The sequence below is a fragment of the Paenarthrobacter sp. JL.01a genome (assembly GCF_025452095.1).
GTDB lineage: Bacteria > Actinomycetota > Actinomycetes > Actinomycetales > Micrococcaceae > Arthrobacter.
Map to the genome: position 1 here is coordinate 2781331 of NZ_CP104877.1, position 21627 is coordinate 2802957.

Sequence of the window (21627 nt, forward strand, 5' to 3'; positions counted from 1 at the left end):
CAGATCGGCGTGACGGCGGCGACACCCTGAAAAGCCCGCGGTGGCGCCGCCGCGGCCCGATTCAGTGCTCCTGATAGTGTGGCGATGATCATGATATCCGGGCAGTAATGAGCCTGAATTGACCCTGCACCACCAATGAAAAGGCTGTACAACCCTGTGAAAGACCACATGGAGTCCCGTCCCGTCGATGAGCCGGCGTCCGCTGCCGGACCGGCCGCTGTGGATGCCTCGTCGGAGGGGTCTGCCGCCGCTGTTCCAGTCCGGACCGGACGGCTTGCCGCCATCAGCCGCCGACTCAGGCAGCCTATCCCCGGCGCCCGCAACCGCGTCCGCTTCGAGATGCCGCCGGAGGACGACAGCGACGCCGGTCGGGATGGCTTCCGCCCGGAGGACGATCACGGCTTTGGCGCTCCCGGTCCCCGGATGTCATCACAGCACCCCCTCTATGTCGGCTTCATGGGCACCGCCGGTGTCGGAGTGGCGCTGGCCGTGTTCTACATTGCCAGCAACACCACGCAGCTCATCCTGTGGATCGTTGCCGCCCTTTTCATTGCGTTGGGACTTGATCCCGTGGTCCGCTGGCTCGAGGCCCACAAGGTCCCGCGGCCCGCGGGCATCCTGATTTCCGTCTCAGCACTGGTACTGGCAGTGGCGGGTTTCTTCGCAACCCTGATTCCCACCATTGTTGAACAGGTCTCGGAGATCGTGCGGCAAGCCCCGGACTGGATCCGGAACTTCCTTGACTCAGACTTCTTCCGCACCGTGGACAGCCAGTTTGGCGTGCGCGAGCGCATCACCACGGAGCTCGACAAATTCGTCAAGGATCCCGAAACCATGGGTGGCATCTTCGGCGGTGTCGTTGGCTTCGGGTCCACCGTGGCCAACGGCCTGTTCGGCTCGCTGATCGTCCTTGTCCTGAGCCTGTACTTCCTGGCGGCACTGCCGTCGATGAAGAAGTGGGCTTACCGGCTTGCTCCCCGTTCACGCCGGCCCAGGGTCGAAGCCCTGTCAGAGGCGATCACCGATTCCGTGGGCAACTACGTGATCGGCCAGGCGTGCGTTGCCTTGCTGAACGCTGTCTTCGCCTTCATCGTCATGACCATCCTGGGCATCCCGTTCAGCGTCCTGCTGGCCTTCGTCGTGGCACTCTTGGCCTTCATCCCCTTGGTGGGCGGAATGATCGCGGCGGTAGTCGTCATCCTGGTTGCCCTCACGGCAGGCTGGCAGACCGCCGTCGTCTACGCGATCGCCTACTTCGCCTACCTCCAGTTCGAGGCCTACTTCATCTCGCCGCGCATCATGCAGCGCGCCGTGGCGGTGCCGGGCGCCGTCGCGGTCATCTCCGTCATTGCCGGCGGCAGCCTCCTGGGCGTGCTGGGAGCGCTTATTGCCATCCCGACCGCCGCGGCCATCATGTTGCTGATCAAGGAAGTCTTCATCGTCCGGCAAGACAGGCACTGACCCCGTCCCCGACGCTCCCTCCCCTAGGGAGTTTTTGTACAGATAATGCCCCTAAACGACGCGTTTAGGGGCATTATCTGTACAAAAACTCCGGGGTGGGGGTTGGGTAGTGACTACTGGTCAGGCGCTGGCTACCGGTCCCGCCCACTGGCGTGGCAGGCCGTCGACGCCGGCACCTGCGGGAGTTACGTCGTCGACGATTTCGTCAAGGACCCGCGCCGCGTACTTCTCCCCCACCCACAGGTGCTTCGCGCCGTCGACGCCGACAACCCGGGCTTGCGGAACCAGGCTGAACCGCCGGGCGGCTTCCTCCGGCTGCAGGTAGTCATCATGCTCGGGCACCAAAACCGTCAGCGGCTTGCCGGAACCGGCCCATTCCTTGAGGTGGACGTCCGTGGCCCGGTGCAGCGGCGGGGACAGGAGCACGGCTCCCTCAATCTGGCTCGCCACAGGCTCCACAGCGCCATACATCAGCGCAAGTTCCGTTCCAAAGGACCATCCCACCAGCCAGCGGTTGGGCAGGCCCCGACCAACTGCGAAACGCACAGCCGCCTCGACGTCGTAGCGCTCACCGATCCCCTCTTCGAACTGCCCATCGCTGGTGCCGCGCGGAGAGGACGTTCCCCTGGTATTGAAGCGAAGGACCGCGACGCCGGAGAGTGCGGGGAGCCTGTAGGACGCCTTGCGGTACACATGGGAATCCATGAATCCGCCGTGGGTCGGCAGCGGGTGGAGGGTGATCAGGGTTGCCGTGACCTCACCGGATTCGGGAAGCGCAAGCTCGCCCACCAGGACCTTGCCGTCCTCCGTGGTGATCTCCACATTCTCGCGCTTGGCCGGAAGCACCGTTGAGGCACGGATCTCCGAGGGCGCGTCCTGCGGGGTGAAAACGAACGAGGCGGGGTCGAAAGTCATGCTTCCTAGCCTAAGCGCATCAGCGGTAGCGGTAGGTCCGCGAGGTCCAGCAGTTGGTGTGCCAGTGGCGACGCTCTGCCAATCCGGCGGCCGGCCCGAACAGGTGGTTGTCGGACCACACCACCAAATGCGCGATGCCCGGCAGGATTGCCGTGGAGCAACCCGGGCAGATGTATTGTTTTTCGGCTTTCTTGGCCGTCATGGTCCGGACCATCCAGTCACCGTCCGGAGCGCTCTCCCTGCGGGCAATTCCTGCACGGGCCCGCTCCAGGTCAAGCTCTGGCACCGGTTCGCTCCACTTGCCTGCAGCGTTGCCCGAGCGTGCGCTGGACGCGTTGCGGCGGGGACGGTTGGAGCGGGGCATACCTCCATTCTGCCCCAAACCACCGGACCCAGACGGTAATGTGGGGCGGGTGCGACTCGTGATAGCCCGTTGTTCTGTTGATTATGTAGGCCGGCTCAAGGCCCACCTCCCCCTCGCCACCAGACTGCTGCTGGTCAAAGCCGACGGCTCGGTGCTGGTGCACTCCGACGGCGGCTCCTACAAGCCGCTGAACTGGATGAGCCCGCCTGCCACCTTGCGGGTGACCACCCCGGAGGAGACCGACGTCGAAGAGGGCGTGGTGGAACAGTGGACAGTGCAATCGGCCAAGACCGATGACCGCCTCATCATCAACATCTACGAACAACTCCACGACACCTCCCATGATCTCGGCATCGACCCTGGCCTGATCAAGGATGGAGTGGAAGCGGACCTACAGCGCCTGCTGGCCGAGCAGATCGAGACACTGGGCCCGGGCTACTCGCTGATCCGCCGCGAGTACTTCACGGCCATCGGCCCCGTGGACATCCTGGCCCGCGACGCCAGCGGCGGCACCGTCGCCGTCGAACTCAAGCGCCGTGGTGACATCGACGGCGTCGAACAACTGACCCGGTACCTCGAGTTGCTGAACCGCGACCCCCTGCTGGCGCCCGTGCGGGGCATTTTCGCAGCACAGCAAATCAAGCCCCAGGCCAAAGTTCTGGCAAATGACCGCGGAATCGATTGCGTCACCCTGGATTATGACGCCATGCGCGGAGTGGATGACAGCGAGTCCCGCCTCTTCTGAGGCCTCCGGCGGCCAGTGTGCCGCAGGCCACTAGAATCAGAAACATGACTGCCGAAACCCGTTTCGCTTCCTCGTCCGCGCCAAGCCATCAGATCATCAAAGGAACGCTTGTCACCGACGGTGAGGTGATCGAAGACGGCCTGCTGGCCATCGACGGCGACCGGATTGCCTACGCGGGTCCAGCCGCGGACTTCGACCCCGAGGCTTTCGACGGCTTTGAGGGGGCGATCCGTCTCGGCGTCCCGAGCGGGAGCTACTTGATCCCCGGGCTGGTGGACGTGCATTGCCACGGCGGCAACGGAGGCGATTTCCCCGGCGGCGAAGAAAGCTCCGCGCGCAAAGCCGTCGAGTTCCTGCACCGCTCCGGAACCACAACCTTCCTCGCCAGCATGGTCACCGCGCCGCGGGAAGACCTCCTTCGCGGCATAGAGCTCTACGTGAAGCTGGTGGAGGAAGGACTCGTAGCCGGAATCCACCTTGAGGGCCCGTTCCTCTCCCATGCCCGCTGCGGGGCGCAGAATCCGGACTACCTGCTTGAGCCGGATCTGGACCTCATGACCGAGTTGGTCGGCGCCGCCGGGGGCAAGCTGGCCACCATGACGTACGCGCCGGAGCTCCCGGGCGCCGCTGCCCTGGTGGACCTCATGACCTCCCATGGCGTCACGCCCTCGTTGGGCCACACGGATTGCGACGACGCCACGGCGGCAGCGTCGCTGGCCGCCGCCCGTGAAGGACTTGAGTCAGCAGGGTTCGACGGCGTCAGCTCGCTTCCGACCGTCACGCACCTTTTCAATGGGATGCCTCCCCTTCACCACCGCTCGCCCGGGCCTGTCGCCGCCTGCTTGCGCATGGCGCAGGAAGGCAAGGCGGTAGTGGAACTCATCGCGGACGGTACCCATCTGGCACCCAGCACGGTCGCCACCGTGTTCCAGTTGGTCGGTGCAAGCAACATCGTCCTGGTGACCGATTCCATGGCCGCGGCCGGATTGTCTGATGGCAACTACATGCTGGGCCCTTCCCCGGTGACGGTCAGCAACGGCGTAGCCACGCTGGATGCCACGGGATCGATCGCGGGCGGCACCGACACCCTCCTGGACGTCGTCCGGAAGACGGTGGCTGCCGGCGTCGCGCTTCCCGACGTCGTTTGTTCCGCAACGGCGGTTCCGGCGGCCGTGCTTGGCCTTTCCGACGAAATAGGTGGCCTACGACGCGGACTGCGCGCCGACGTCGTTCTTACCAATGAAGACCTGGAACTCACCGGCGTCATGCGCAATGGGCAATGGCTGTCCTAGCCAAGCGCTTCCGTGCAATTGCCGGGCGTGCCGCGTTACCTTCTTTTTACCTAAATTTTTCTCGAATTGCCCAAAACACCGTTGACCTCCGGCAGAGCACATGAAAGTGTTGTAGCAGTCTTTGTGTAGGTGGTTTTCATGCTCGCAAGACGAGTTGCGAGCGTGAAGCTCCTGCGAATCCAACCAGGTCATCTGGAAGGGAATTCAGGTCTTCTCGCGGAGTAACAAAGCCGGTACGAAGTGTATCGGACTGAAGTTCCATAATGAGGAGATATACATGGCACTGGGAACCGTAAAGTGGTTCAACGCTGAAAAGGGCTTCGGCTTCATTACCCCGGACGACTCGGATGGGGACGTCTTCGTTCACTACTCCGAGATCCAGACCGGTGGATTCAAGACCCTCGATGAGAACCAGCGCGTTCAGTTCGAGATCGGCCAGGGTGCCAAGGGCCCCCAGGCCACCGGCGTTACCGTCGTCTAGCCTTACCCGTTGATTCTGCGTTGATTCCATATGGCGCGGAAGGGACAAACACCTTGACCCCGGCTTCCGAGCCGGGGTCAAGGTGTTTAAGGACGGGAAGTTCGTTTATGCGGCCCGCTCTGTCACATTCAGATTGCGACTGTTACTAAACACGAAGAAATGCCTGCTCATAAAAGCATTGACAATTCAACCAACCAAAGTCCGAAGCAGCCTGGCGGAATGACGAACTGACAGCCCCGGGAGGTAAGCGCGGCTGAGGGCGCGCCCCATTGCCGGAAGATGCAGTGGATCCTGGTAATACATGTACAAGGTCCGGTACTCGGGTTGGAATCGCGACTTAAAGGAGGCCAAGGACCTAAAACCATAAACGGGTTCCAGGGCCTGGCCTACGACATCCAGCAAACCTGCCAAGCCCTTGGCTTGCTGTTCAATCTCACCCTTCTCCTGGGCAAGCGGCGATCCCGACAAAGAGATCACCTCCACGGATTCCCGCAGGTGGAGAACAGCCGAGGCGATCAGGAATTCCATTACTCCAGGGAAGGCATCCCCACGCCTCCGCATGAAGTCCAGCGTCCAGCTGACCACCTTGCCGTCTTCGAAGACAGGGAGCCAGCTGGTCACGCCATGGACGAAGCCGGCCTCATCGACTGCTACGCCGCACAACACTTCGTCATCTTCGAGTTCATCCAGGCCGCCCAAGGTGAAACCCATCTCCGGAATCGTTTTCTGCGCTGCCCATTCCTCCGACACCTCACTTATTTGGGCGCGGATGCCGTGAGGCAGCCCGGAGAACGTGTCCCATCGGGCCGTGACCCCCAGTTTGGCCGCGCGGTTGAGCGAGGTCCTGACGTTCTGCCATTCCTTGCCCCTGAATTCCAGGCCGCGGATGCGCAGGCGTGTTTCCTGGGCTACTGCCACGCGGTGGAAGCCCCGCCCCTGCAGCATCGGCCAGAGTTCATCCGTGCAAGAGTACAAACACGGGATCAACGCATGTTCGGAGCAATGCCCGAGGAAACCGGCGGCTGTTGCCACGTGATTCTCTTTCGGCCCGATGGGACCCGCCATTGTCAGCGCCACATGCCCGTGCTGCTGGTACGCCACTCCCCCCTCGTGCCCGGGAGCGAACCAATACTTGTTCGGCTCCCACAGCGCCATCCAGGACAAGGAGTCGCCACCGGACTTCACCAGGGTCCGGGCACGTTCGCGCGCCTGGTGGTCGCGGCCGCCCGTGTGGTGCCCACGGACGAAAAGTATCCATACGCCCACCAGCGCCACCAGCCAGAACACGGTGCCGGAATAGGAGAAAAGGAAGCCTTCCAGGACGTCACGCTCGGCAAAGACCTTCCGGTAGGAACCCGGGAGCGGTACAGGGAGGTATTGCCGGGCAAGTTCCGCTGCGAGGCCGAGCAGCCCGCCATCCCTCGACATGCCCCCGGAGGAGAACCAGACGATGCAGTAGGCGATACCAAGTCCTGCGCCGGTCAGACCAACAAGCCAAAACACCCGGCGCCGGAGACGGTCCGAGGAAACAACCCGGAAGTGGCCCCGATAGACAAAGAGCAGTACCGCCAGGACGAGGGGAACCAGCACCAGCGGAATAAGGTGGACCACGGCGGAGTTCATCATCCCCACATGGGAACGCCCCTGCGGCCTCGGGATGTTGGCAAAAAGACCGAGGTAGATTGCCGAAAGGGCGACCACCACCAACTGCACGCCTATGGCGATCCCCAGGGCGAGCCGGCGCCCCCTGCGCATTCCGTCGGCACAGATCAAGAGCAGCGCTACAGGCACCACGGCAAGGGCCAGGCCGAAGGGACCGGTGTAGCCCTGCCGTCCAACCTCCAGGCATGAGACATCGATGCTGCCGCCGCAATTGCTCTCAAGCTGGCCCAACGTGGGTATTGGATTCAGAATGACGTCCCGCAGCAAAGCGAGCGGACCCGAGGGGCTCTTCGCAGCGGCTGTCACGATGGGTCCAACGGCGAAGATTGCCATGGTCAAGGACAACAGGTTCCGTACTTCCCTGCCCGTTGACCTGTGCAGGTGGAGATGGCCCTGGCTGCTTTGTGTCCACCAACCGGCCGCCAAGCCGATCAATGCTCCAAGGAAGCCCATCACCGTCTCGGCGTGGCCGACGTACAGCAGCAGGAGCAGGGAGATCGACACAGCCACTGTGCGCAGGCGTCGTTGCCACAGCATTGGCAGGAGTGCGCTGGCCGCCAAACATGTGGACAGGATGGCGGCGTACGGCCCAATCAGGGGCGTTTCACCCATGCGGGCCAGCCAACCGTCGTCGGAGGCCTTCGCTATCTGGGTGACCAGCAGGAATGCCGAAACCGCGGCAAACTGGCTGCCAAAGAACACCGCGGCTGTCTTCAGCGATCCGAAGCGCCGTTCGGCCAGTCCCAGGAGAAACAGGATCATCAGCACGGCGGTGACATAGGCCGAGGGGTTGGTGGTGAAGAACAGCGATGTCCAGATCGACCACCAGTCACCGGCCTTAAGACCAGCCAGGCTCACACCAGCCACCCGCAGCCAACCATCTGGGGGACCGGCGACAAAGCTGCCGGAGATGATTGATACGGCAACGAACAATCCCAGAACGGTGACGGTGAAGGGGGTGGCCCGCACATGCTGTCCGGTTTGCCTCAACGCGGGCAGGACGACACCCTTTACTGCCAGGCTCATTTCGGAAGCCCCCATCGACCGGCCAGGAAATCGAGGCCTTCCGGCATTCCCTTCACCACAGCGTCCCAGGAATGCCCGGCCTTGCGGATCGTGTGCTCCTCGGTCTGGAAACCCGCTTTCCTGGCGGCTTCGCCAAGTTCGTGCATGTAGTTAATGAATTCGTTGTCCGTTTCACCGGCCGCGAAGTAGACGCCACTGCCGGCGAAGTTACGGCCCCGCATCAACACCAAAGGCGTCCTTGATTCGAAGGCTGCGACATCGCCGTCGAACGAGTCCCCGATGGTTTTGTTCCTGTCCTTGGCGAGGGCAGGTTCACGCTCGGCGGAAAAGGCGAGCACTGAAGGAAAGATCTCAGGGTGCGCGGTTCCCATCTGCAGGGCACACGTACCGCCAAACGAGAAGCCGCCCACAGCCCACTGCTTGTGATCGGTGGAGACGTCCAGGGTGTCGGAGATCCACGCGGGGACATCTTGCGACAGGTAAGTGTCTGCCGGCGCGATCCGGCTGTCCATGCACAGGGTATTGGCGTTGCCGGATCCATTCGGATCAACCACCACGGTCACTGGCGCAATTCCGCCATGGGCTTGGGCGAAATGGTCGAGTTGGGCCCGAAGTCTTCCTCCGGTCAACCAGTCGGCCGGTGCTCCGGGTTGCCCTGCGAAAAGCACGAGCACCGGCAAGCTGGGCCGGAGCTCAGTCTGATAAGCAGGCGGGAAGTAGATGAATGCATCCCGGGAAGTGAAACCGGATACTGTCCCGGGGATCGTGGCCTTTCGCAGAATGCCATACTGCGGCATGGATTCAGGAGCCTTCCACGCCGACGGCAGAGGAGCCGGAGTGGGCCTTGCTGGGCGCTTGAGGCTCTGTTCAAGCGGCTGGATCCGTGCCACAGCGGTGCCCAGGAGGTCAGCCACGGTGTTGTTCAATCCGAAATACAGGTTCACTTGCACCATGCAGAGCAGGATCACTCCCAGCATGGCCGTCACGCTCAGCAAGCGACCTTTGGCGGAATTGCGGCGAATACGTGCAGCACCGAGCAAAATGGCTGCTACGGCAGGCACTGTCCACGCCAAGGTCTCGAAAGGCAGGTTCTCCGAGAAGACAGCCATGAGGTCCACCAGGATCCAGTGCACCAAGGCGACCACGGCGATGGCTGTCAGCAAGGAGCCCACAACCACCAGTAACCAGGACAGTCGTCGTCGCCAGAGGAGGTACGCTCCCCCAACGATCCCGCAGGCAATGCTGAACCAGAGGAACGGCCCGGACACAAGGCTGACGTCCGAAAGGAAGTCCATAACGCCTAACGCCAGGTACCGACGCCGATAACCGGCCCGGCCTCCAGCCAGGAGGAGAGCCCGGCATAGGCATCAAAGTTCATGGCCAGCATGAACTTCTTGCCTTCGTATTGCAGTTCGACCACCACGACGCCAGGCTGCACCCGGACGAGTTCTTCCTCAGTCGGTTGGCGGCGGCCCAGCAATTCCAGCGAGCTGCGTTTGAATCTGTATTTGGGAACAACGCTCAGGGACATCAAGCGGAACCACTCAAGATCATTGTCCTGATAACGACAAACCCCCATCTGCCAGCTGTTTCCAGCCGTGCAAATGGAGGCGTCGATCGTGCCGAGGGCGCGCCGCAGATTGAAGCGGCGCACCCCCAGAAGGCACAGTGAAATGATCAGCAACGTGAACGCTGTTGCCAAGGCGATGAACGGAATAAGGGAATCGTCCATCAAGGTCGTGCTATCGGATCCCCGCTGTAGCCGCTTCGCCCAATTTGGCGTTGTCAGCAACAATGACCACGCGGTCGTTGTCCACGGAGAAGAACCCGCCGTCGACAACTACTGCAATCCGGTCACCGGAAACCGGCTGGATTGCCAGCTCGCCCTCGGCCATGATGGCCAACAGGGGCGAGTGGCCCGGCAGGATTCCGATTTCACCATCGCTGGTGCGGGCCTTCACCATCTTGGCCGCTCCGGACCACACGAAGTGGTCCGCCGCGACAATCTCAACCTCGAGCTCAGCCATATTACTTGGTCTGTTCTTGGATCTTGGCCCAGTTACGCTCGACGTCATCCAGGCCGCCGACGTTGAAGAACGCCTGCTCTGCGATGTGGTCCAGCTCGCCGTCGCAAATAGCGGTGAAGCCTTCAACAGTGTCCTTGATGGACACGGTGGAGCCTTCGACGCCGGTGAACTGCTTTGCGGTGTAGGTGTTCTGGGAGAGGAACTGCTGGATACGACGTGCACGCGACACGACAATCTTGTCCTCTTCAGAAAGTTCATCGACACCGAGGATGGCGATGATGTCCTGGAGTTCCTTGTTCTTCTGCAGGATCTGCTTAACACGGACAGCCGTGTTGTAGTGGTCCTTGCCGATGTACTGGGGGTCCAGGATACGGGAGGTCGACGTCAGCGGGTCAACGGCCGGGTACAGACCACGGGAGGCGATTTCACGGGAAAGTTCCGTGGTCGCGTCGAGGTGTGCGAAGGTCGTGGCCGGAGCCGGGTCGGTGTAGTCATCAGCAGGCACGTAGATGGCCTGCATCGACGTGATGGAGTGACCCTTGGTGGAGGTGATGCGCTCCTGGAGCAGACCCATCTCGTCAGCAAGGTTGGGCTGGTAGCCCACGGCGGACGGCATACGGCCGAGCAGCGTGGAAACTTCCGAACCTGCCTGCGTGAAGCGGAAGATGTTGTCGATGAAGAGCAGCACGTCCTGGTTCTGGACATCGCGGAAGTACTCCGCCATGGTCAGTGCGGACAGGGCCACGCGAAGACGCGTTCCCGGCGGCTCATCCATCTGGCCGAAGACAAGGGCGGTGTCCTTCAGAACGCCGGCCTCTTCCATTTCAACCCAGAGGTCGTTACCTTCACGGGTACGCTCGCCAACACCGGCGAATACCGAAGTACCACCGAAGTTACGGGCAACACGGGTGATCATTTCCTGGATCAGAACGGTCTTGCCAACGCCGGCGCCGCCGAACAGGCCGATCTTTCCACCCTTGATGTACGGGGTGAGAAGGTCGATGACCTTGATTCCGGTCTCGAGCATCTCAGTGGAGCCCTCGAGGGAAGCAAAGCTCGGAGCCTTGCGGTGAATCGGCCAGTAGGCGTCAGCCTTGATCTCAGACTCTTCGACATCCAGGGGCTTGCCGAGGACGTTGAAGATGTGGCCCTTGACGCCGTCGCCGACGGGCACGGAGATCGGAGCGCCGGTGTCCTGGACAGTGGTGCCGCGGACAAGTCCGTCGGTTGCCTGCAGGGAGATGGCGCGGACGAGATTGTCACCCAGGTGCTGGGAGGTCTCGAACGTGATGGTCTTGGTCTGGCCGTTGAGGGTGATCTCAGTGGTCAGGGCGTTGTAAATCGAGGGGATTGCGTCAGCCGGGAATTCGACGTCGACAACCGGACCAATAACACGGGCAATGCGGCCGGTGGCACCGGCCGTTGCTACGTGTTCGGTAGCAGTGGCAGTCATCTCTCTCACTTCACTCAGTAGATGGCGTGGGGTTAAGTTTATCTGTTTATTGCAGGTGCAGCTTGGAACCGAATCCGTTGCAGGCTAGGACGCGAGTGCGTCGGCGCCGGCCACGATTTCGGAAAGCTCCTGCGTAATCTCGGCCTGGCGGGCCGTGTTGCGAAGGCGCGTGTACTTCTTGATCAGTTCCGTAGCGTTGTCACCGGCCGACTTCATGGCACGCTGGCGTGCTGCGAGCTCGGAAGCAGCAGCCTGCAGCATCGCCGCGAAGATGCGGGACTCGATGTAACGCGGAAGCAGGGCGTCGAGGACCTGCTCCGTTTCCGGTTCGAATTCGTACAACGGCAGCAGCTCGGTTTCCGAGGCTGCTTCCTCTTCGACGACCTCCAGCGGGAGCAAACGGATAACCGTGGGCTCCTGCGTCACCATGGACTTGAAGCGGGTGTAGACGACGTGGATTTCGTCCACGCCACCCTCTTCATAATCGGTGGAGAAGTCTTCAAGAAGAGCAGCTCCGACTTCCTGCGCGGTTTCGAATTCCGGTGCATCCGTGCCGCCGGTCCATACGCGGGCGTAAGACCGGTTGCGGAAATCGAAGTACGCCTGCGCCTTGCGGCCAACCAGGTACGCCTTGACTTCCTTGCCTTCTGCGTGAAGAAGCTCGGTGAGACCTTCAGCCTGCTTGAGCACACTGGCCGAGTAGGATCCTGCAAGGCCGCGGTCCGAAGTGATGATCAGGACTGCGGCACGGCGGATCTGCTCCGGCTCGGTGGTCAGCGGGTGGTCGATTTCGCTCTGAGTTGCGACAGCAGAAACGGCGCGGGTAATCGCGTTCGCGTAGGGCAGTGAAGCTGCTACGCGGGCGCGGGCCTTACCAATGCGCGAGGTAGCGATCAGTTCCATCGCCTTGAAGATCTTGCGCATCGACGTCGTCGAGCTGATCTTCTGACGGTAGACCCGAATCTGGGCTCCCATACTTATCCTTTCCTAAGTTCCCGATGTGCTGCCCTGCCGGGGCCCTTGCGGACCCCGGCAGGGCAGGTTTTCGGAACTAGCGCTTCTGCTTGACGATCTTTTCCTGGTCGACGTCGCCGCCGGAGATCGCTGCGTGCTCTTCGTGGCCGGCACCAACCAGGCGGTTGTCACCTTCGCCGAAGAAGCCCTTCTTGAAGGAGACGATTGCTTCCTTCAAAGCCGCAACGGTGTCGTCATCCAGGACGTTGGTCTGTGCCAGCGTGGTCAGGATGGAGGACTTGTGCGTGAGGTGCTCCAGGAACTCGGACTCGAAGCGGCTGATGTCTTCAACCGGAACGTCGTCCAGGTAACCGTTGGTACCGGCCCAGATGGAAACAACCTGGTTCTCGACCGGGAACGGTGAGTACTGGCCCTGCTTGAGCAGTTCCATCAGGCGTGCACCACGGGTCAGCTGCTGACGGGAAGCAGCGTCAAGGTCGGAGGCGAACATTGCGAACGCCTGCATGTCGCGGTACTGGGCCAGGTCCAGCTTCAACGTACCGGAGACCTTCTTCATGGACTTGACCTGGGCGGCGCCACCAACGCGGGAGACGGACACACCAACGTCAACAGCGGGGCGCTGGTTGGCGTTGAAGAGGTCCGACTGGAGGAAGATCTGGCCATCGGTAATGGAGATCACGTTGGTCGGGATGTAGGCCGAAACGTCGTTTGCCTTGGTCTCGACGATCGGCAGACCGGTCATCGAACCTGCACCGAGCTCGTCGGAGAGCTTGGCACAACGCTCCAACAGGCGGGAGTGCAAGTAGAAGACGTCACCCGGGTATGCTTCGCGTCCCGGCGGACGGCGCAGCAACAGGGACACGGCGCGGTAAGCTTCAGCCTGCTTGGACAGGTCATCGAAGATCACCAGAACGTGCTTGCCGCCGTACATCCAGTGCTGGCCGATGGCCGAACCGGCGTACGGTGCGAGGTACTTGAAGCCGGCGGGGTCAGAAGCCGGGGACGCCACGATGGTGGTGTACTCCAGTGCGCCGTGGTCCTCAAGGGTCTGGCGGACGGATGCGATGGTGGAAGCCTTCTGGCCAACACCAACGTAGACGCAACGTACCTGCTTGGTGACATCTCCCGAAGCCCAGTTGGCCTTCTGGTTGATGATGGTGTCGACGGCGATTGCGGTCTTACCGGTCTGACGGTCACCAATGATCAGCTGACGCTGGCCACGGCCGATCGGGATCATGGCGTCGATAGCCTTGAGGCCGGTCTGCATCGGTTCGTGGACCGACTTGCGTTCGGTAACGCCCGGAGCCTGGAGTTCCAGTGCACGGGTGGTTTCGGCCTTGATCTCGCCAAGGTCGTCGATGGGCTGGCCCAGGGGGTCAACAACGCGACCCAGGAAGGCGTCGCCCACCGGAACGGACAGGATCTCACCGGTGCGGTGAACTTCCTGGCCTTCTTCAATACCGGTGAAGTCACCGAGGATAATGACACCGATCTCGCGGACGTCAAGGTTCTGGGCCAGGCCCAGCGTGCCATCTTCGAAGCGAAGCAGCTCGTTCGCCATGACCGAGGGAAGACCCTCAACACGGGCGATGCCGTCACTTGCGGTGGTCACACGACCAACCTCTACGCGCTCTGCGTTACCGGGTTCGTAGGACGCCGCGAACTCGTTCAACGCATTACGGACGTCGTCGGCGTTGATGGTCAATTCGGCCATCTGCAGTCCCTGCTCTCCTGTTTCGTGATCATCGTTGCTCACGATGACCGGGTTTTATATCAGTTAAGTTGTGCTGTGTCTTCGCTAGCCGGCAAGCTGGCGGCGGAGCTCGGTCAGGCGGGCAATAACCGAAGCATCGAGTACTTCGTCACCTACCTGGACGCGGATGCCACCGATAAGTGCCGGATCAACGTTGACGTTGACCTTCAGCTCGCGACCGTACAGGGCGTCAAGCCCGGCCTGCAGACGGCTGGCCTGCGTTTCCGTCAACGGACGGGTAACGCTGACAGTTGCAATCCAGCGCTGCTGACGCTTGGCTGCAAGCTTGGCGAATGACTCGACAAGCTTGCTCGGCTTGACACCGCGCGGATGCGTCACTGCCTGGCTGATGAGAATCTTGGCTTCCTCGCTGATGCCAGGAACCAGTTTCTCGGCCAGTGCAATCTTCGCCGCAGGGGAAGCCTGCGGCTCAGACAAAGCACGTTGTACTTCGTGGCTGGAAGCGACGGCCTGGTTGAAGGCAAACAGATCGTTTTCCAGCTCTTCCAGCCCCGTGATACCGGAGGCAGAAACGGCCGACTTGTTTTCAGCTACGGCAATGACCACCGTGGCGGCAAGGGTCTCGAGTGCATCGCCGATATCGCGTGCCGACGCCCAGCGTGAGCTGGCCAATCCGCCCGCAATTTCAGCTGCATCAGCGGAGACTTTCCCGCCAACCAGCTGCTTGACCAGCGCCGACTTCTCGTCTCCGGTACGGGACGGGTCAGTCAGGGCGCGGCGCAAGCCAGCCGAGCTGTCCACCGTTCCCAGGATTCCGAAGAGGTCCTTAGCCAACTGCAGCGAGGCCAGGGGAAGCTTGGCTTCCAACTGGGACAGTGCTTTGGTCAGCGATTCGCTCGATATACCTGCCATTACTTAGCTGCACCTGCGCTCTGGGTCTCCAGATCGGCCAGGAAGCGGTCAACAACGCGGGCAGCGCGCTCGTCGTCGGTGAGTGCTTCGCCAACGATGCGGCCAGCCAGCGTGGTGGCCAGGGTACCGACCTCGGAACGAAGCGAGACAACAGCTGCCTGGCGCTCCGATTCGATGGCGGCGTGTGCCTGCTCGGTGATGCGTGCAGACTCTGCTGCAGCCTTTGCCTTCAGGTCCGCGAGGATCTGGGCGCCTTCGGCGCGTGCTTCTTCGCGGATGCGGTTGGCTTCGGCACGGGCATCGGTGAGCTGCTGCTTGTACTCTTCAAGAGCTGCAGAAGCTTCTGCCTGAGCCGCTTCGGCCTTTGCAATGCCACCTTCGATTGCTTCGGCACGCTCTGCGAAGGTCTTCTCGAACATCGGGACAACAAACTTGACCACGATGTACATGAGGACCGCAAAGCCGACGAGGACAACGCCCATTTCCCAAATATTGGGAACAAGCGGGTTCGCTGCCGCTTCGCCTTCAGTGGCGGCTGAGATGATCAGCTGATTCATATTTCACCCGTCCTATCTACTCGTGCTTGGATTCGCTTGGTTCTTAGGACTAGGAAAGAACGAAAGCGAAGACCAGGCCGAGGATGGCAAGAGCTTCAGTCAGTGCCAGACCAAGGAACGCGATCGGCTGCAGCACACGCTGAGCTTCCGGCTGACGTGCAACACCGTTGATGTAAGCGGCGAACACGAGACCCACACCGATACCACCGCCGATGGCCGAAAGACCGTAGCCGATGAGGTTGAGGGAGCCGTTGATGGTGCCTTCCATTTTTTCTTCCTTTCAAGATGCCGCCCGTGCGGCAGGTTGTTTGGGTTGCTTCATCCCCGCGAGGGGAAGTGTTGGGAGCCTTAGTGGCTGTCGGCGTGCAGGGCGCCTTCGATGTAGATCGCGGTCAGCAAGGTGAACACGTATGCCTGCAGTGCCATGATCAGCGCTTCAAGCATGTACATGGCGATGGCACCGACGAGGACCAGGACCGATGCGCCCTTGAGCAGCACGTTTTCCTGCATGACCAGGAACTCGATGCCGGAACCGGCGAGCATCACGATCAAGTGGCCGGCCAGCATGGTCGCGAACAGACGGAGGCTGTGCGTGACAGGGCGGACCAGGAAGTTGGAGATGATTTCGATCGGAACAACGATCGGGAGGATGTACCACGGCACGCCGGACGGAACCGTCGCGAGCTTGAAGTACTTAAGGCCGTTCTTCTTCAGGCCGATCGCGATCCAGGTGACATACACGATGCCGGCCATTACATAGGCGCCGCCTACGTGCGAGAAGCTCGGGAGCTGGATCAGCGGGATGGCGCCGTAGATGTTGTTCACCAGGATGAAGAAGAACAGGCTGAACAACAGCGGGACGTACTTGATGAAGTCCTTGCCGCCGATGATGTCTTTGGCAATGCTGTTCCGGACGAAGCCGTAGGCCATCTCACCGGCGAACTGCAGCTTGCCGGGAACCAGCTGCTGCTTGCGTGCAGCGAGGATGAAGAATGTAGCGATAATGACGACCGAAAGGATCACCAGCAGCATCTGCTTGGAGAATCCGTCGTGCGCACCCCAAGGCAGGATTGCCGGCAGGTGCATTTCGTCGATTCCGGGTGGGGTGAAGGACCCCGAATCCTGGGCGGGGAGCGCAAGCGCGATCAACGCGTTTCCTCTCTGCTGTGTCCATCATTGGGCATTGGTTGAAATCCGGAAGCGTTGCACGCATCCACATTCCATGTGAAATTATTTGGCATTACTGTCCCCGTCCGTGGACGGACCGCTGTCTGCGTTGCTCTCGCCAGAAGAGGAGCTTTGCCTGGTGAGGCCGTGCATATGGGAAAGATAGAACCCTCCTGCGGCTCCCAGCAGAGCGCCAAGGAGCACAATCCAGCGGGTCCCCCACAGATTATCCAAACCCCAGCCTATCAAACTCCAGACAATGATCCCGCCAATGATGTAGCTGAAGACAGCGATACCGGCGTTGTAGCCGCCGTCGTTTCCGGCTTCAGCGGAGTCATTACGGTTGGCGGATTGCTGACCACCGAGGGACGGGCGTGAATAGCGCTTACGCGGAGACATCCGGACCACCCTTCGGCTCGGCAGGATCGTTGTAGATCTGGAGGCGGGATTTGCTGAAACCGTAGATTTCCGCGGCCTGCCAGAAGACCACCGAGACGACTGCCCCGATAAGGAACCACCGTGCGTGCAGCCACTCCGGCGCTCCGAGCACAAACAGCACTACGGCGAAGCCGACAACCTTGATGAAGTACGTAGCCACAAAAAGACCGACGGCACCGGAGGGGTTGTTCCGGCCGACAAAGTGACCGATCAGGAGGCTGATTCCAAAGAAGAGCATGACCAGCGCGGAGCCGAACGCGGCTGAGAGCGCGCCTTGCCCCCCATTCATGAGGGCTGCGATCACGCAGGTGAGCGCCGTTGCAGCGGTGGCCGCCGCAGCGCTGAGGGCAAGCAGCCTTAGCCACAACGAGGACCGGCCACCAAAGGATCCAACAACACGTTTACCGGACGGGCGTCCGGAATTGGCGTTGGATGTCATGGGGATACCAATCCTCGTGGCACAGGTGCCATATTCTCAAAGTGGGGTTACGGGCGAGTGACTGTCCGCAGTAAGAATTCTACATGAGATAGAACTGTGACGATAACCGACCGTCATCTACCGTTCTCCCGGTCCGGCTGTTTTCCTCGTGAAGTAGGGCCACGCCGTTACCGCGGCCATGACCAGCGCCGCCGCAATGACCACGATCAGCACTACCTGCCAGGGGAAGACGGCAAAAGCCACGCCGCCGAAGGCCAGGATCGACGTCCAGACGTACAACATCACGACGGCGGTGCGGTGCGAGTACCCGAGGTCCACCAGCTTGTGGTGGAGGTGCCCGCGGTCAGCGGACCACGGAGACTGGCCCCGGGCCGTCCGGCGGACGACCGCCATTCCCAGATCCAGCAGCGGAAGCGACAACACAGCGAAGGGCAGCAGAATCGGAACGATGGTGGGGATGCCATTGGCGCGGTCATACAGCCCCGAACCGATTTGTCCCGTCGCAACCACACCTGCCGAGGCCATGAGCAAGCCGATGAGCATTGCCCCGGAGTCTCCCATGAAGATCTTGGCCGGGAACCAGTTATGGGGCAGGAAGCCGATGCAACTGCCCACAAGGATGGCCATCAGGAGCGTCGCGAGGTCCGAGTTATCCGTGGACGGGTTGTTGCGGTGGACCCAGTAAGCAGTGAGGAAGAACGCTCCCCCGCCGATGATGGCTACGCCGGCTGCCAGGCCGTCCAGTCCGTCGATGAAGTTCACGGCATTCATGGTGGTAACGATCAAGCCCGCCGTAAGCACGATCTGGACTACCTCGGAATTGAGCACTATGGGCTCGGGGATGAACGGCACGACGGACATCCGTACGCCCCAGATCGCCACGATGAAGGCCGCTGTTCCTTGGCCCAGGAGTTTTATCCACCACCGGATATCCAGGATGTCGTCGGCTACCCCCACCGCGACAATGACAACGGCACCGGCCAGGATCCCCCATGGGGCGTCGTTGTGCCTGAAGATGTCCTTCACGAAGAACGAATTGGACGCCACCACCAGCGCAGTGAAAAAGCCCACGAAGATGCCCAGTCCCCCGAGCTTGGAGATCAGGGCGGAGTGCATGTCACGGCTTCGGATGGGCTGGTACAAGCGAAGCTTGTTCCCCAGCACGCGGGCTCCCCACGTTCCCCCGTAGGCCACTACGGCAGCCGTCAACGCCATCAGCAGATACATGATCATGAGGCGACTCCCTGGAGCGGCCGTTTGGCCGACGCGGACACCGGGACCGGTGCACGCCGCCCGGGCGCTGCAATGAGGGGCAACTCAGGGCAGCTCAGGGTGTGGAATTCTGTCAGTGGATAAATGGAACTACTCCGTCGCCATGCCTGCACCGGCTGTGCCGAATGTTGCGGGATTTTCGTGGACTCTAGTGACGATACTAATGCCAATGGCCGTGACCACCGGTGTGACGCAGCCGCAGGACCGCAGCTTGTTTTCGCCGGGCCCGGGCTGTACGGCTGTTACCGTACAGGCTCTTTTACGTCCCTCAGGGCGTAGATTCCGTCCAGTACCTGCGCGTTGGAACGCGGTGCCTTGAGGCTGTGGCGCAGGCCCTTGAGAAGCCCCTCCAACAGAACCTTGCGGTTGGAGGAGGCAGCAATTGTCCGTGTCCAGTTGCGCAGGGAAGCTCCGGTGAACAAGATCTTCTCCCAGGGCGCCAAAGCGCTCGACCGGGTGTACACCCAGAGCTTGTTCCGTACCTCGTAATAGAACCGCGGGCCCGGATCCGCTCCGGCGTCGCCGAAGACTTTCGTATGGTGGTTGGCCACGGACGCCTCGGTGGTCAGGGCTGTACCGTCACGGGAAATTCTGGCTGTGTACTCCAGGTCGTCATTCCAGATGAAGTAGTCCGCGATGGGAAGGCCGTGCTGTTTGATTTCTTCGGCCCGGATCAGAACCGAGACAAAGGAAGCACTGCGGATCTGGGTAGCCCCGATCCGGGCAGCGGTGCTGCGTGCAGCCTCGCTTGCACCCATCCGCGGGCGCATCCTGTTCATGGGGTGGTCGCGGCCATCGGTCCATACGACACGGCTCGCGATGAACGCCGGGGCTTCCCCCGTTTCCTGCCGGTAGGCTTCGGAAACCTCCAAGGCTTCACCGAGGGCGGCTGCCTGGGGTTCTGTGTCGTCGTCCATGATCCACACGTGGTCCGCGTGGTGGTCCAGCACCGCACGCTCCATGCCAACCACGAACCCTCCGGCGCCGCCAACGTTCGTGTTCAAACGAACGACGTCGGTTGTCACCGGACCTTGGTATTGCTCCAGGAAGGCGGCGGTATCGTCCGTGGACGCGTTGTCGACGACGACGATAGCGTCCGGAACGCGGGTGCCGGCAGCGATGCCCTCCAAAGTGGTCTGGAGGAGTTCACGCCGGTTGAAGGTCACTACGACAGCGACCACGACAGCTTTCGATGACATTTAGTTGCCTTTGGTCTTGGATGGTTGGAAACGGCGCCTCAGCAGCAGTCCGGCCAGCTTCCATGGTTCAACGAAAACCCTGTAGGCGACCCTGCCCGGATGCAGCACCAGGCGCCAGGCCCATTCAAGTCCCAGGCGGCCCAACCAGCGTGGAGCCAGCTTTTGGATACCGGCCACCTGCTCTATCGCTCCCCCGACGGCGCAGTAGAGCGCAGCAGGAAGCTCCCCGAGCCTGCGGTGCAGGACCGTTTCCTGAAGGGGCATTCCCAGGCCCAACAGGACGATCTGGGGACGGAAGGCGGCCAGCCACTGCACCACTGCGCCTTCCAGGGCTTCATCCCATTCTTCGCCAGGCATACCGTCAACGGTCGCCCCCGGAACGATGGATCGAAGGCGGGCGATTGCCTTGGTATTGGCTTCGCGTCCGGCCCCGATGACGGCAATACGCTGCAGCCCGGGAATCTTCCCGAGCTCCGGGATCCAGTCCATGGAACCAAGCCTGTAGGCCATGGTCCCCCGTCCGGCCGCCTCCAGTTGCCGTTTGTGCGCGAGTCCCCACAACATCGCTACCGGAGCACCATCCAGAAGGACGATGGAGCTGTCCTCGTAGACCGCTCGGACATCGGGGTGCGAGTGCACCAAGGTAACGCTGTGGAGGTTGTGGCCCAGAACGGTGCTGGTGGTGCCGGCCTCAAGAAGGCCGGCCATCGCATCAAGAAGCTCCTGGACGCGCATCGGAGTGGCGTCCACGTCAAGGACGGGGACGCGTTGGCGTACAGGAATCATTCGGGCAGGTTTTCGCCGTCGGTCCCGGGCGTGGCCGTTTCGGAATCGGCTTCCGGTGCTGCGGCAGCCACCGTTTCACCGATTCCGAGTATCGATGGAACAATCTCCCTGAGCCGCTCCAGTTCGATGGCACCTTGGCGGACCACCCGGAAGGGGGTGGACGTTGCGTCAACAATTGTGGAAGGCACGGCTGCGGTTCCCTTGACCGGTCGGAAGCCGCCCTCCAAGTAGACCTCAACTGAATCGGCCAACTGCAAACGTGCTTCCGAAGCCGTCTGCGCTGCTTCCTGGCCGGTACGGTTGGCAGAGGATACAGCCAGCGGCCCCGTCATGCCCAAAAGGTCCAGGGCAAGGTGGTCATCAGGCATACGCAGAGCCACGGTGCCCTTGGTGTCCCCAAGATCCCAATCGAGTGACGGCTGTGCATGCAGAATCAGCGTCAACCCGCCAGGCCAAAAGGCCTGCGCGAGGGCGCGCGCATCGGCTGGCACCTCAGTTGCCAGCCCATCCAGGGCGTTGATCCGGGGAATCAGCACCGGGGGCGGCATCTGCCGGCTGCGGCCCTTGGAGGCCAGCAACATCGTCACCGCCAAGGGCGAAAAGGCATCGGCGGCAATACCGTAGACGGTGTCCGTGGGCATCACGATGCACTTCTTTTCGCTGATGGCGCGCTGGGCGTGCTGAAGCCCTTCAGCGCGCTGGTCCTCGGAAGTGCAGTTGTAGGTTGTGGTCACAGCGCTAT

The 21627-nt window shown here is 61.7% G+C and carries 23 protein-coding genes; 4 read left to right on the top strand and 19 right to left on the bottom strand.

Translation table 11 applies throughout. The annotated features are described in order from the left end of the window. The first annotated feature begins 156 nt into the window (after positions 1 to 156). On the top strand, positions 157 to 1461 hold the full coding sequence (locus tag N5P29_RS13095; RefSeq protein WP_262275345.1) for an AI-2E family transporter: 1305 nt from the start codon (positions 157 to 159) through the stop codon (positions 1459 to 1461). Positions 1462 to 1581: 120 nt separating this feature from the next. Here the strand turns inward: N5P29_RS13095 and N5P29_RS13100 are convergent, their stop codons facing one another. Both N5P29_RS13100 and N5P29_RS13105 read right to left on the bottom strand, forming a co-directional pair. Next, on the bottom strand, positions 1582 to 2376 hold the full coding sequence (locus tag N5P29_RS13100) for an alpha/beta hydrolase (RefSeq protein ID WP_262275346.1): 795 nt from the start codon (positions 2374 to 2376) through the stop codon (positions 1582 to 1584). 19 nt (positions 2377 to 2395) lie between these two features. Beyond that, positions 2396 to 2740, bottom strand: a complete 345-nt coding sequence (locus N5P29_RS13105) for an Rv1322 family protein (RefSeq protein ID WP_262275347.1) — start codon at positions 2738 to 2740, stop codon at positions 2396 to 2398. Positions 2741 to 2789: 49 nt separating this feature from the next. Here N5P29_RS13105 and nucS point away from each other — a divergent pair, with 49 nt between their 5' ends. The 3 genes from nucS (at position 2790) to N5P29_RS13120 (ending at position 5258) form a co-directional block, all read left to right on the top strand. Continuing rightward, on the top strand, positions 2790 to 3485 hold the full coding sequence (nucS, locus tag N5P29_RS13110; RefSeq protein ID WP_262275348.1) for an endonuclease NucS: 696 nt from the start codon (positions 2790 to 2792) through the stop codon (positions 3483 to 3485). Between the two features lie 44 nt (positions 3486 to 3529). Beyond that, positions 3530 to 4777, top strand: a complete 1248-nt coding sequence (gene nagA / locus N5P29_RS13115) for an N-acetylglucosamine-6-phosphate deacetylase (protein WP_262275349.1) — start codon at positions 3530 to 3532, stop codon at positions 4775 to 4777. Positions 4778 to 5054: 277 nt separating this feature from the next. After that, positions 5055 to 5258: a cold-shock protein gene (locus tag N5P29_RS13120; protein ID WP_018776337.1), complete on the top strand. Its 204-nt coding sequence runs from the start codon at positions 5055 to 5057 to the stop codon at positions 5256 to 5258. Positions 5259 to 5444: 186 nt separating this feature from the next. Here the strand turns inward: N5P29_RS13120 and N5P29_RS13125 are convergent, their stop codons facing one another. From N5P29_RS13125 to N5P29_RS13205, 17 genes are all read right to left on the bottom strand, one after another. Further along, positions 5445 to 7946, bottom strand: coding sequence for an MprF family protein (locus tag N5P29_RS13125; protein ID WP_410007875.1), 2502 nt, complete (start codon positions 7944 to 7946; stop codon positions 5445 to 5447). Beyond that, the gene (locus tag N5P29_RS13130; protein ID WP_262275351.1) at positions 7943 to 9241 is read right to left on the bottom strand and encodes an alpha/beta hydrolase; all 1299 of its coding nucleotides are present in this window, start codon (positions 9239 to 9241) and stop codon (positions 7943 to 7945) included. Before N5P29_RS13130 ends, N5P29_RS13125 begins: the two co-directional genes overlap by 4 nt. A 5-nt stretch (positions 9242 to 9246) precedes the next feature. Next, positions 9247 to 9678, bottom strand: a complete 432-nt coding sequence (locus tag N5P29_RS13135) for a DUF2550 domain-containing protein (protein WP_262275352.1) — start codon at positions 9676 to 9678, stop codon at positions 9247 to 9249. Between the two features lie 10 nt (positions 9679 to 9688). Continuing rightward, a complete protein-coding gene (locus tag N5P29_RS13140; protein ID WP_018776341.1) occupies positions 9689 to 9973 on the bottom strand; it encodes a F0F1 ATP synthase subunit epsilon in 285 nt (94 codons plus the stop codon). Position 9974: 1 nt separating this feature from the next. Further along, a complete protein-coding gene (atpD, locus tag N5P29_RS13145) occupies positions 9975 to 11426 on the bottom strand; it encodes a F0F1 ATP synthase subunit beta (RefSeq protein WP_189013090.1) in 1452 nt (483 codons plus the stop codon). An 84-nt stretch (positions 11427 to 11510) separates the two neighbouring features. After that, positions 11511 to 12401, bottom strand: a complete 891-nt coding sequence (locus N5P29_RS13150) for a F0F1 ATP synthase subunit gamma (RefSeq protein ID WP_262275353.1) — start codon at positions 12399 to 12401, stop codon at positions 11511 to 11513. A gap of 76 nt (positions 12402 to 12477) precedes the next feature. Continuing rightward, positions 12478 to 14115, bottom strand: coding sequence for a F0F1 ATP synthase subunit alpha (gene atpA, locus N5P29_RS13155; RefSeq protein ID WP_262278580.1), 1638 nt, complete (start codon positions 14113 to 14115; stop codon positions 12478 to 12480). Positions 14116 to 14199: 84 nt separating this feature from the next. After that, entirely contained in the window at positions 14200 to 15027 is an 828-nt protein-coding gene (locus N5P29_RS13160) for a F0F1 ATP synthase subunit delta (protein WP_262275354.1), read from the bottom strand. Next, on the bottom strand, positions 15027 to 15584 hold the full coding sequence (locus tag N5P29_RS13165) for a F0F1 ATP synthase subunit B (protein ID WP_262275355.1): 558 nt from the start codon (positions 15582 to 15584) through the stop codon (positions 15027 to 15029). The genes N5P29_RS13160 and N5P29_RS13165 overlap by 1 nt, the downstream gene beginning before the upstream one ends. A 49-nt stretch (positions 15585 to 15633) precedes the next feature. Beyond that, positions 15634 to 15852, bottom strand: coding sequence for an ATP synthase F0 subunit C (atpE, locus tag N5P29_RS13170; protein WP_011775261.1), 219 nt, complete (start codon positions 15850 to 15852; stop codon positions 15634 to 15636). Positions 15853 to 15932: 80 nt separating this feature from the next. Then, positions 15933 to 16733 carry a F0F1 ATP synthase subunit A gene (atpB, locus tag N5P29_RS13175; RefSeq protein ID WP_144659867.1) on the bottom strand — a complete coding sequence of 267 codons (801 nt, stop codon included), beginning with the start codon at positions 16731 to 16733 and terminating at the stop codon, positions 15933 to 15935. A gap of 81 nt (positions 16734 to 16814) precedes the next feature. Next, positions 16815 to 17150: a hypothetical protein gene (locus tag N5P29_RS13180; protein ID WP_262275356.1), complete on the bottom strand. Its 336-nt coding sequence runs from the start codon at positions 17148 to 17150 to the stop codon at positions 16815 to 16817. After that, the gene (locus N5P29_RS13185; RefSeq protein WP_262275357.1) at positions 17137 to 17628 is read right to left on the bottom strand and encodes a Cg1360 family ATP-synthase-associated protein; all 492 of its coding nucleotides are present in this window, start codon (positions 17626 to 17628) and stop codon (positions 17137 to 17139) included. Before N5P29_RS13185 ends, N5P29_RS13180 begins: the two co-directional genes overlap by 14 nt. Before the next feature lie 117 nt (positions 17629 to 17745). Further along, complete coding sequence (locus N5P29_RS13190) at positions 17746 to 18861, bottom strand: MraY family glycosyltransferase (RefSeq protein ID WP_262275358.1); 1116 nt, start codon at positions 18859 to 18861, stop codon at positions 17746 to 17748. 281 nt (positions 18862 to 19142) lie between these two features. Next, positions 19143 to 20099, bottom strand: coding sequence for a glycosyltransferase (locus N5P29_RS13195; protein WP_262275359.1), 957 nt, complete (start codon positions 20097 to 20099; stop codon positions 19143 to 19145). Next, positions 20100 to 20885, bottom strand: coding sequence for a WecB/TagA/CpsF family glycosyltransferase (locus N5P29_RS13200; protein WP_262275360.1), 786 nt, complete (start codon positions 20883 to 20885; stop codon positions 20100 to 20102). Then, entirely contained in the window at positions 20882 to 21619 is a 738-nt protein-coding gene (locus N5P29_RS13205; protein ID WP_262275361.1) for an L-threonylcarbamoyladenylate synthase, read from the bottom strand. Before N5P29_RS13205 ends, N5P29_RS13200 begins: the two co-directional genes overlap by 4 nt. Between the last annotated feature and the right edge of the window lie 8 nt (positions 21620 to 21627).

What these genes read in the sequence shown, in the direction of transcription:
- N5P29_RS13100 (WP_262275346.1), bottom strand. Translation starts at nt 2,376, where the DNA reads ATGACTTTCGACCCCGCCTCGTTCGTTTTCACCCCGCAGGACGCGCCC.
- N5P29_RS13105 (WP_262275347.1), bottom strand. Translation starts at nt 2,740, where the DNA reads ATGCCCCGCTCCAACCGTCCCCGCCGCAACGCGTCCAGCGCACGCTCG.
- nagA (WP_262275349.1), top strand. Translation starts at nt 3,530, where the DNA reads ATGACTGCCGAAACCCGTTTCGCTTCCTCGTCCGCGCCAAGCCATCAG.
- N5P29_RS13120 (WP_018776337.1), top strand. Translation starts at nt 5,055, where the DNA reads ATGGCACTGGGAACCGTAAAGTGGTTCAACGCTGAAAAGGGCTTCGGC.
- N5P29_RS13125 (WP_410007875.1), bottom strand. Translation starts at nt 7,946, where the DNA reads ATGAGCCTGGCAGTAAAGGGTGTCGTCCTGCCCGCGTTGAGGCAAACC.
- N5P29_RS13130 (WP_262275351.1), bottom strand. Translation starts at nt 9,241, where the DNA reads ATGGACTTCCTTTCGGACGTCAGCCTTGTGTCCGGGCCGTTCCTCTGG.
- N5P29_RS13135 (WP_262275352.1), bottom strand. Translation starts at nt 9,678, where the DNA reads ATGGACGATTCCCTTATTCCGTTCATCGCCTTGGCAACAGCGTTCACG.
- N5P29_RS13140 (WP_018776341.1), bottom strand. Translation starts at nt 9,973, where the DNA reads ATGGCTGAGCTCGAGGTTGAGATTGTCGCGGCGGACCACTTCGTGTGG.
- atpD (WP_189013090.1), bottom strand. Translation starts at nt 11,426, where the DNA reads ATGACTGCCACTGCTACCGAACACGTAGCAACGGCCGGTGCCACCGGC.
- N5P29_RS13150 (WP_262275353.1), bottom strand. Translation starts at nt 12,401, where the DNA reads ATGGGAGCCCAGATTCGGGTCTACCGTCAGAAGATCAGCTCGACGACG.
- atpA (WP_262278580.1), bottom strand. Translation starts at nt 14,115, where the DNA reads ATGGCCGAATTGACCATCAACGCCGACGACGTCCGTAATGCGTTGAAC.
- N5P29_RS13160 (WP_262275354.1), bottom strand. Translation starts at nt 15,027, where the DNA reads ATGGCAGGTATATCGAGCGAATCGCTGACCAAAGCACTGTCCCAGTTG.
- N5P29_RS13165 (WP_262275355.1), bottom strand. Translation starts at nt 15,584, where the DNA reads ATGAATCAGCTGATCATCTCAGCCGCCACTGAAGGCGAAGCGGCAGCG.
- atpE (WP_011775261.1), bottom strand. Translation starts at nt 15,852, where the DNA reads ATGGAAGGCACCATCAACGGCTCCCTCAACCTCATCGGCTACGGTCTT.
- N5P29_RS13180 (WP_262275356.1), bottom strand. Translation starts at nt 17,150, where the DNA reads ATGTCTCCGCGTAAGCGCTATTCACGCCCGTCCCTCGGTGGTCAGCAA.
- N5P29_RS13185 (WP_262275357.1), bottom strand. Translation starts at nt 17,628, where the DNA reads ATGACATCCAACGCCAATTCCGGACGCCCGTCCGGTAAACGTGTTGTT.
- N5P29_RS13190 (WP_262275358.1), bottom strand. Translation starts at nt 18,861, where the DNA reads ATGATCATGTATCTGCTGATGGCGTTGACGGCTGCCGTAGTGGCCTAC.
- N5P29_RS13195 (WP_262275359.1), bottom strand. Translation starts at nt 20,099, where the DNA reads ATGTCATCGAAAGCTGTCGTGGTCGCTGTCGTAGTGACCTTCAACCGG.
- N5P29_RS13200 (WP_262275360.1), bottom strand. Translation starts at nt 20,885, where the DNA reads ATGATTCCTGTACGCCAACGCGTCCCCGTCCTTGACGTGGACGCCACT.